The following is a 5477-nucleotide window of genomic DNA, read 5'->3' as shown; positions in this document are numbered from 1 at the left end:
GGCAGGGGGCTCGGGGCGCGTGTGTTCGTCCGGCGTCATGAAGGGCATCCGAGCAGCCGCACCCCCGCACGGTCCACCTATTTTCGCGCCCGCGCGGCGCCGGTGTTCTGATGGCCGCATGAGCGAAGCCGCACCGCCGGAGGGCACGGGCGGACCCTCCGAGGGCGAGCTGCGGCGCGAACGCGCGGTGCGGGCCGCCGTCGTGCAGGGGATCGTCGGCGAGGAACGCCCGCTCGCCGGGCTGCTCGACGTGACCGGCATCCGCCGCACCTCCCGCGCGCTCACGTCCGCGTTCGCGGGGGTCGTCGCGGAGGGCGGGCCCGCCGTGCGGCACACCTTCGCCGTGCGCGCGACGCCGCTCGTGCCCGTGCTGCGGCTGCTCTACGAGGACCGGATCGGCGCCGAGGTCGCGAGCGCGGCCGAGCTGGCGCTCGCGCGGGCCGCGGGGGTGCAGCCGGGGCACACCGTGCTGGACTCGCCGACGAAGACGGTCGCCGAGCTGCGCGAGGCGCTGGCCAGCGGGGTGCTCGTGGACTTTTTACGACGTTTCAGGAGCTGGAGCGGCTCGACGCGCTGCGCGGCGAGGCGGCGGCCACCTCGACGTTCGGGGTGCGGGTCGATCCGCACGCGGGCGAGGGGCGGCGGGCCGTCTTCGGGGTGCCCCTCGGGCACGCGGGCGCCCGCGAGTGGGTGCTCTCGGCCTTCGCCGAGCGGCCCTGGCTGACCCGGCTGCACGCGCACTCGGAGGTGAAGAACGCGGGCGGCGTGGACCCCGGGCGGCTCGCCGAGGGCGTGCGGAAGGTGTACGAGCTGGCCGAGGAGATCAACGCGGCGGCCGGGCGGCGGCAGGTCGACGCGCTCGCGCTCGGCGGCGGCCTCGCGGCGGGCGCCCGCGAGGGGGACGTCGGGGATCGCGCCGGGGCGGACTTCGCCGGGTACGGGGCCCTGCTCAAGGAGACGGTGCCGGGGCTCTTCGACGGGCGGTACGCGCTCGTGACCGGCTTCGGGCGCTCGCTGCTCGCGGGGCACGGCTTCCTGCTCGCGCGGGTCGAGTACGTACGGGCCATGGGCGGGCGGCGGCTCGCGGTGACGCACGTCGGGACGCGGATGGCGGGGCACGCCTGCGGGCGGCGGCTCGCCGCGTACGACGCGCAGGGGCGGCCCAAGGAGGGCTCCGCGCTCGCCCAGGACCTCGCGGGGCCCGCCCAGTTCGACGGTGAACTCCTCGCGTCCGGGGCGGAGTTGCCGGAGCTGGAGCAGGGCGACTGGCTCGCGGTGCTCGACACGGGCGCGTACGGCTTCGCCCGCCACCAGGCGTACGACAGCCTGACGCGGCCCGGGATTCACGGGTTCGCCGCCGCCCCCGAGGGCGTCCGGTTCGCGACGGTACGGGCCCCGCAGTCGCTCGCCGAGTTCGTGGCGGAGTCCGGCGCGGCCCATACCCGCGCGCTCACGGACGACCTGTGACGCCCCGCCCGGCGGGCACCCGGGGGAGCACCAGGACGAGCAGGCTCAGCCCGAACATCGTGACGCCCAGCGGGACATGGACCTCCGCCACGTGCCGGATGCCGAGCACGACCTGCGCCGAGGCCAGGAGCAGGAAGCGGCTCGCCCACCAGACCTGCCGGGGCGAGGCGCCGCCCGGCTTCCAGGCGAGGACCGCCGCGAGCACGTGGAGCATCGTCGCCCCGTACATGACGCGCGCGCCGACGCCGTGCAGCGTCTCGCCGTAGGGGGCGGTGAGCAGGAGCCCGGCGGAGACGGCCTGGAAGAGGATCGTCAGGGTCTGGAAGGCGGTGGCGAGGCGCAGGAAGCGCTCGTGCGCGGTGGGCGCGGTGGGCGCGGTGGCGGGATGCGTGGTCATGGGGTCCCCCGGGTGCGGGTCGTCGGTAGGGTCTCGCCGGTCCGACGAAGCGGGCCCGCGAAGTGTGAGGCGGGGGACGGGACATGGACGCGCGAAGGGGCGGGGAGGCGGCCGGCGGGGGTGCGGGGGACGTCGCCGGGGAGCGGGGGCGGCTCCTCAACGTGGCCTACCGCCTGCTCGGTTCGCTGGTCGAGGCGGAGGACGCGGTCCAGGAGGCGTACACGCGCTGGTACGGGCTCGCGCCCGCGCGGCGCGCGGCCGTCGTGGTGCCGGGCGCGTGGCTGACGACGGTGACGGCGCGGATCTGCCTGGCCGTGCTCGGCTCGGCGCGGGCGCGCAGGGAGAGGTACGTCGGCACGTGGCTCCCCGAGCCGCTGCCGGGCGCGCCGGACGGCGGGCCCGGGGCCGCCCCGGAGGACCCGGCCGCGCGGATCGTGCGGGACGAGTCGGTGGCGATGGCCTTCCTCGTGGTCCTGGAGGCGATGACGCCCGCCGAGCGGGTCGCCTTCGTGCCGCACGACGTCTTCCGCTACCCCTTCGCCGACATCGCGGACGTCCTCGGCCGCAGCACCGCCGCGTGCCGCCGGCTCGCCTCCTCGGGGCGGCGGCGGATCGGTGCCGCCGGGGGCACCGGGCCGGTGCCGCTCGCGGAGCGCGCCGCCATCGTGCGGCAGGTGAAGGAGGCGTGGGAGTCGCGGGACATCCCCGCGCTGGTCGGCCTGCTCGACCCGGCGGCCGTGATGACGGCGGACGGCGGCGGCCTGGCCGGCGCGGCGCTCCGTCCCGTCGAGGGCGCCGCCGCGATCGCCCGGTACATGGTCGCGCTCGCGGACCGCGCCCCCGGTCTCGTACTCCGCCTGGGCGAGGTCAACGGCCTTCCGGGGCTGGTGGCTTCGCGGGACGGCGTGGTGCGGACGGTCGCGGCGTTCGCGCTGCGGGCGGGCCGCGTGGACCGGATCTGGGTGATCCGCACCCCGGAGAAGCTGGGGCCCTGGGCGCGGGAGGCGGCGGCGCAGGGGGCGGCACGGGGCACGTCACGCCGGGCGCCGCGCGCCGCGCGGGGACACGGCGTCCGCGCCGCGCGGGGACACCCTGTCCGCGCCGCGCGGAGCATACCCCGGGCCCGCTCCTCCCGTCCTCTATTCCCCGCTTTCGCCCCGGGTCGGCCTCTCGCCCCCGCACGCTCTCCCCCAGGGCTTCCGCACCGCCACGCCCGGTGCCGCGGCGGGCGCTCCGGGGCCCGCGGCGCGGTGAGGAACGTGAGGATAGGGGGCGCGCGCATGTTCCGCTGGAAAATGCCAGAACTCCCCCCGGCGGGTGGCACCTTGCGTAACCTCATGACCGCAAGCCGTACTTCGGGTCGGGGAAGGTGACGTTCCGCGTGCCAGGAATTGACGAGTGTCTGCTGGACGCCATGAGGCTCCCGGGTGCGCGGGGTGCCGGTGTCGTCGACTGGATCAGCGGGCTCGCCCTCGGCACGATCGGCGACTCCCCCAACGACGACCACGAGGCGACCGCCGCCGAGGCCGCCGAACTGGCCCGCATGGCCGCCGAGCACCGCGCCTTCGCGGCGACGACGACGCGGGTACCCGCCGCGACGGCCGACGGCCCGGGCGGTCAGGCCGAGCAGGGCGGTCACGTGGACCATTTGCTGCCCGTGGAGGACGTGATCGTGACGAACCGGGACAGCTACCACCTCATCCGCTTCGTGCGGACGACCTTCGACAGCAGCGTCTTCCTCCACCTGTGGCTCGACCGCGACGAGGGCAATCTCGCGCTCGCCCGCATCCGCGTCGGCGAGATCGCCGAACGGCTGGTGCTGTGACCGTGGAGACGCTCACGCACGGGACGACGACGACCGTCTCGCCGCTCCTGCGCCGCCTCGCGGACGAGGGCGCGACCGGGACTTTGAGCCGCGACCGGGGCCGGCTGCATCTCGTGGCCGGGCGGATCGTGCACGCCGAGGCCCCCGACTCGCCGCCGCTCGACGTGCTCCTGACCACCGGGAGCACCCTCCCCGCCGCCGCGCTCGCCACCGCGCGCGCCGGGAACGAGGACACGGGCGCCTTCGTGCGCGCGCTCGTGGCCGCCGGGCTCGTCGGCGCGGGAACGCTGGAGCTGTGCCACCTCGGCGCGCTCCACGACGCGGCGTACTTCGCCCTCGCCCCCTCGGGCGGCCCCGCCCGCTTCCGGTACGGGGACGCGCACCCCCTCGCGGTCGCGCACCCCGTGGACGCGGGCGCCGTCGAGCGCGAGTGCCGCCGCCGCCGCGCCTTCCTCGACCGGCTGCACCCCTGCGACGTGCTCGACCACGCGCCGCTGCGGCGCCTCGCGCCGGGCGCGGCGCTCGCGGTGAGCGCGCGCCGCACGCCCGTCCTCGCACTCGTGGACGGCCACCGCACGGCGCCCGAGATCGCCCGTGCACTGGGCAGGCCCGCCTACCACACGCTCGTGGACCTGCGGCGGCTCGCGGCGGCGGGGCTCGTCGGCCCCGTACGCGCCCCGCGCCGCACGGGACGGCCGCGCCACGCGGCGGCCCCCGGCACCCCGCCGCCGCCCGGCACCCCGCCGGGCGTGCGCGCGGCGCCCCGGCCGCAGTTCGGCGCCGGGCTGCTGCCCCGGGTGCAGGACCCCGACATCGCGCTCCTGCGCCGCCTGCGCGACGCGCTGGAGGCCGCGCTGTGATCCGCGGGCTGAGACAACGCGCCGAAAGGAGACAACTCATGTCGGCGGAGGCCGAAGTCCTCGACGAACTGCACCGCCTGCGGGCCCGCGTCCCGCAGCTCACCGGGGCGCTCGCGGGCAGCGTGGACGGGCTCGTCCTCGCGCAGGACACCCCCGGTGTCGAGGCGGAGGGCCTCGCGGCGCTCACCGCCGCCTCGCTCGGCGTGGCGCTGCGCATGGCCGAGGCCACCGGGCGCGGGGGCCTGCGCGAACTCCTCGTACGCGGCGAACGCGGCTACGTGGCGACCTACGCCGCGGGCGGCGCCGCCGTGCTGACCCTCCTGGCCGACGCGCGTGTCAACGTCGGCAGGCTCCACCTGGAAGGACGCCGGTCCGCGGGACGGATCGGCGAACTGGTCGACGCGACGCTCGAACGTGTCGCCGACCAGCGGGAAACGGTCCGGTCACCGAGGCCGGCCACGGAAAGGATGTAGCGACTCATGGCCAACACCGAAGCCTCCCTCAAGGACGCGATGGCATCGATCGACGGGGCCGTCGGAGTCGCCCTCGTCGACTACACGAGCGGGATGGCGCTCGGCACGATGGGCGGCGGCAAGGACTTCAACCTGGAGGTCGCCGCCGCCGGGAACACGGACGTGGTCCGCGCGAAGCTCCGCACGATGGAACACCTCGGGCTCCAGGACCAGATCGAGGACATCCTCATCACCCTCGGCACCCAGTACCACCTAATCCGCCTCCTCAGGGCGAAGGGCGGCAGCGGCCTCTTCCTGTACCTGGTCCTCGACAACGCGCGCGCCAACCTCGCGATGGCGCGCCACCAGCTGAAGAAGATCGAGTCCGAACTGGAGGTCTGAGCGCGGGACGTCCCGGCGCCGCCGAGCTCCGCCGTTTTTTGGTGGTTTTTTTTTGTTTTTTTTTTTTTTTTTTT

At 75.9% G+C, this 5477-nt stretch carries 5 protein-coding genes and 2 pseudogenes; 6 read left to right on the top strand and 1 reads right to left on the bottom strand.

Annotation, left to right across the window (positions count from 1 at the left end; all coding sequences use genetic code 11):
* The first annotated feature begins 118 nt into the window (after positions 1 to 118).
* Positions 119 to 1467 (top strand): annotated as a pseudogene (locus tag SSBG_RS17760) (diaminopimelate decarboxylase).
* On the opposite strand, the gene SSBG_RS17755 reads toward SSBG_RS17760, so the two are convergent.
* The gene (locus SSBG_RS17755) at positions 1451 to 1864 is read right to left on the bottom strand and encodes a hypothetical protein (protein WP_008747469.1); all 414 of its coding nucleotides are present in this window, start codon (positions 1862 to 1864) and stop codon (positions 1451 to 1453) included. The pseudogene SSBG_RS17760 and the gene SSBG_RS17755 overlap by 17 nt on opposite strands.
* Positions 1865 to 1947: 83 nt before the next feature.
* Between SSBG_RS17755 and sigJ the strand changes: the two are divergent.
* From sigJ to SSBG_RS17730, 5 genes and pseudogenes are all read left to right on the top strand, one after another.
* Positions 1948 to 2868: pseudogene (gene sigJ / locus SSBG_RS17750) on the top strand (RNA polymerase sigma factor SigJ); the annotation flags it as partial.
* Positions 2869 to 3245: 377 nt separating this feature from the next.
* Positions 3246 to 3689: a hypothetical protein gene (locus SSBG_RS17745; protein WP_008747467.1), complete on the top strand. Its 444-nt coding sequence runs from the start codon at positions 3246 to 3248 to the stop codon at positions 3687 to 3689.
* Positions 3686 to 4549 (top strand): hypothetical protein, encoded by an 864-nt coding sequence (locus SSBG_RS17740; protein WP_008747466.1) that lies wholly within the window; start codon positions 3686 to 3688, stop codon positions 4547 to 4549. Before SSBG_RS17745 ends, SSBG_RS17740 begins: the two co-directional genes overlap by 4 nt.
* A gap of 38 nt (positions 4550 to 4587) precedes the next feature.
* Positions 4588 to 5022, top strand: a complete 435-nt coding sequence (locus SSBG_RS17735; protein ID WP_037870053.1) for a roadblock/LC7 domain-containing protein — start codon at positions 4588 to 4590, stop codon at positions 5020 to 5022.
* Positions 5023 to 5028: 6 nt separating this feature from the next.
* Entirely contained in the window at positions 5029 to 5403 is a 375-nt protein-coding gene (locus SSBG_RS17730) for a hypothetical protein (protein WP_008747464.1), read from the top strand.
* The last annotated feature ends 74 nt before the right edge of the window (positions 5404 to 5477 follow it).

Origin of the sequence: Streptomyces sp. SPB074, from assembly GCF_000154905.1 — a bacterium.
GTDB lineage: Bacteria > Actinomycetota > Actinomycetes > Streptomycetales > Streptomycetaceae > Streptomyces.
Note: the sequence above shows the minus strand (reverse complement) of the source record. Positions and strands in the feature narration are given on the sequence as shown.

Bases quoted from the DNA above. Each gene is read 5' to 3' on its own strand.
- SSBG_RS17755 (WP_008747469.1), bottom strand. From the start codon at position 1,864: ATGACCACGCATCCCGCCACCGCGCCCACCGCGCCCACCGCGCACGAG.
- SSBG_RS17735 (WP_037870053.1), top strand. From the start codon at position 4,588: ATGTCGGCGGAGGCCGAAGTCCTCGACGAACTGCACCGCCTGCGGGCC.
- SSBG_RS17730 (WP_008747464.1), top strand. From the start codon at position 5,029: ATGGCCAACACCGAAGCCTCCCTCAAGGACGCGATGGCATCGATCGAC.